The organism is Rhodopirellula sp. JB055 (genome assembly GCF_043100905.1).
In the GTDB taxonomy this organism is placed as follows: domain Bacteria; phylum Planctomycetota; class Planctomycetia; order Pirellulales; family Pirellulaceae; genus Rhodopirellula.
Window position 1 is genome coordinate 1 of record NZ_JBICHO010000102.1, and the last position, 3,291, is coordinate 3,291.

Here is a 3,291-nt window from a genome sequence, read left to right on the forward strand (position 1 = left end):
ACTGAAAAACTGGCCCCATCCAACGCTTTGTAAGTTCTGTCCCACACACACGATCGGTCAAACGAGCAAACCACTTCCGCGATTCCAACGTCTACATTGGCATGATGTTCAAACGACAAGTCCGCCTCGGGGAATACGATGTTTGACCTCGACTGCCATTGTCCCCACGCCATTCCGATCATCAGTCACTCCATGCAACATCGAATTTGGATTTTCCTCGCCGCCTGCCTGACAACTTGCTCTCCCGCATGGGCTCAAATCGCCAGCGAGTCTCGTCCCAACGTGATCTTGGTGGTGACCGATGACCAGGGTTACGGTGACATGTCATGCCACGGCAACCCTTGGCTCAACACGCCCAACTTGGACCGCCTCGCAGCGCAAAGCGTGCGGCTGGAAAACTTTCACGTCGATCCGGTTTGCACGCCCACCCGAGCCGCATTGATGACAGGCCGTTACTGCACGCGTGTGGGTGCGTGGGCGGTCACCGAAGGCCGCCAGTTGCTCGATCCCGACGAAACAACCATGGCCGAAATTTTTCGCGACTCGGGCTATCGGACCGGCATGTTCGGCAAGTGGCACCTGGGTGATCCAACACCGTTTGCACCTCGTGAAAGAGGTTTTGAAACCGTGGTCCGACACCTGGCGGGCGGGGCAGACGAGATCGGAAACCCGACCGGCAATGACTACTTCGATGACACGTACTACCGAAACGGAACGCCGGAATCGTTCGACGGATATTGCACCGACATCTGGTTCGATGAAGTGATGGACTTCATCCAGGAGGATTCCGAACAACCATTCTTCGTTTACGTCCCCACCAACGCGATGCACAGTCCGTACTTGGTGGCAGATCGTTATTCCGATCCATTCAAGCAGCAGGGCATCGAACCCAAGCGAGCCGCGTTCTACGGGATGATTCAAAACTTTGACGAGAACCTTGGCCGACTGTTGAAGAAGCTCGAACAAGACGATCTGCGTGACAACACGTTGTTGATTTTCATGAGCGACAATGGCACGGCGCAAGGAGCCAGCGAACAAAATCGCGAGGACGGATTCAACGCCGGCATGCGAGGCAAGAAGGGCTCTGTCTACGAAGGCGGGCATCGTGTTCCCTGCTTTGCAAGTTGGCCAGCGAAGTGGGATGACCATCGTCCAGTCGACCAATTGACTTGTCATCGCGATTGGTTGCCGACCCTGATCGAGCTTTGTGATCTGAAGCGACCAGCCGACGTTTCTTTCGACGGGCGTTCGATGGCGGGACTACTCGACGGTTCCTCCCAGCAGTGGCCTGAACGAACACTGATCATTGAACGCCAACCGGACAAGGTCGTCTCGGCAACGAAGACGCAGGGCAGGGCACAACCGCCGTTTGCCGTGCTGACAGACCGCTGGCGATTGGTTCGCGACGAACTGTATGACATTCGAAACGATCCCGGGCAATTCAAGAACATCGCCGCCGAGTATCCCGAGGTCGTGCGTGAACTGCGTGCCGCATACGACGCCTACTTTGAGGACGTTCACGGAAGCCGCAAGGACGTGGTTCGGTTCATCGTCGGCAAGGACACCACGCCCACACAGATCACGGTCCGAGACTGGCACCCGACTGAAGGCCGAGTGATTTGGAAACCGTCTCAATTGCCGGACAGCGATCTACTGATCAATGGTTTCTGGGAAATTGAAGCCGCGAAAGCGGGGCGTTACGCGATTAAACTGCAGCGGTTCCCAGATGACGCGTTGGCTCCCATCCAAGCCGACCAGGCTCGTCTTCGCGTGGGCTCGATCGAGCAAACTCAAACTCTGAAACCGGAAGATCCATCCGTCACGTTCGAGATCGATCTTCCCGCTGGTCCGCATCGATTGCAGACCTGGTTGCGTGACGCGGCCAGCCAGAAAACTCGCGGGGCGTACTTTGTGGAATTCACCCAGGTCGGTCCGAGCGAAGTGCCTCCGCGTCGATGATCGCGCGGTGGGACAGGATCGTGTGTTCGATTTCGCCGGGCTTGGAAGCCCAGCGTACTGTTTACAAGTTCGCCGGGCTTGGAGGCCCGGCGTACAATGGACTTCGGACTTCCTAGCCCATTGAACCGACCAGCGCAAATCACTCCGCCGCTGTGCCACTCCCCCCCCCACTTCCTCGCGTGACTCATGCATCTGGCATCCTCCCTCGCATCACCTTCCATCCACACCCCAAGCCGCCGCCTGTGGATACTCGCAACACTCATCGCGTGCATTGCCAGTCACGCGACGCCGGCAAACGCGGACACGCAATCCAATCCCTCCAAACCCAATGTGCTGTTCATCGCCGTCGATGACCTGGCATCCTCGCTGGGTTGCTACGGCGACGTGGTTGCCAAGACCCCCAATATCGACCGTTTGGCAGCGACGGGAGTCTGCTTCCGCCGAGCGTACAACCAACTGCCGCTTTGCAATCCAACGCGAGCGTCAGTGATGACCGGGCTGCGTCCCGATCAAATCAAAGTCTACGACCTCGACCGACATTTTCGTGACGAAGTCCCAAACGCTGTCACTTTGTCGCAATCATTCCAGCAGGCCGGTTACTTCGCCGCTCGAGTCGGCAAGATCTATCACTACACCGTGCCAGCCTCGATCGGAACGGACGGCTTTGACGACCCGCCCTCGTGGAACCAAACGGTCAATCCCAAGGGACGTGACAAAGACGAAGAGCATCTCATCTTCAATGCCGAACCGCATCGCAAGATCAGTGGTGCACTCAGTTGGTTGGCTGCCGACGGGGAGGACGAAGAACAGACCGATGGCATGATCGCAACGGAAGCGATCCGGATTATGAAAGAGAAGAGAGACGAACCGTTCTTCTTGGGCGTCGGTTTCTTTCGACCTCACACGCCCTATGTCGCACCGAAGAAATACTTTGACATGTACCCGTTGGAGTCATTGCAATTGCCGTACGCTCCCGCTGGCGATCGCGACGACATTCCCACGGCGGCGTTCGCCCACAATTGCCCGGTTCCCAATTATGGGCTCGATGAACCAACGCTGTTGAAAGCGACTCAGGCTTACTACGCGTGCGTATCGTTTGTCGACGCTCAAGTCGGGCGTTTGCTCGCGGCTCTCGAAGAATTGGACTTGGCCGACGACACAATCGTCGTGTTCTGGAGCGATCACGGTTACCACCTTGGCGAACACAACGGAGTCTGGCAGAAGCGAACGCTATTCGAGGAAGGTGCTCAGTCACCGCTGATCATTCGTGCTCCGTCCCAGTCCGGACATGGCTCGTGCAATCGGATCGTCGAGTTCGTGGACATCTACCCC

At 57.2% G+C, this 3,291-nt stretch carries 3 protein-coding genes; 2 read left to right on the plus strand and 1 reads right to left on the minus strand.

What is annotated here, in order from left to right; genetic code table 11:
• On the minus strand, positions 1-182 hold a 182-nt coding region (locus tag ACF8AM_RS04130), incomplete at its 3' end, for a hypothetical protein (protein ID WP_392554419.1).
• Between ACF8AM_RS04130 and ACF8AM_RS04135 the strand changes: the two genes are divergently transcribed.
• Together ACF8AM_RS04135 and ACF8AM_RS04140 are read left to right on the plus strand one after the other, a co-directional pair.
• On the plus strand, positions 139-1,959 hold the full coding sequence (locus ACF8AM_RS04135) for an arylsulfatase (RefSeq protein ID WP_392554417.1): 1,821 nt from the start codon (positions 139-141) through the stop codon (positions 1,957-1,959). The two genes, ACF8AM_RS04130 and ACF8AM_RS04135, sit on opposite strands and share 44 nt — an antisense overlap.
• A gap of 246 nt (positions 1,960-2,205) precedes the next feature.
• Positions 2,206-3,291 (plus strand): sulfatase (locus ACF8AM_RS04140; RefSeq protein ID WP_392554418.1); only part of this gene is annotated, 1,086 nt, incomplete at its 3' end.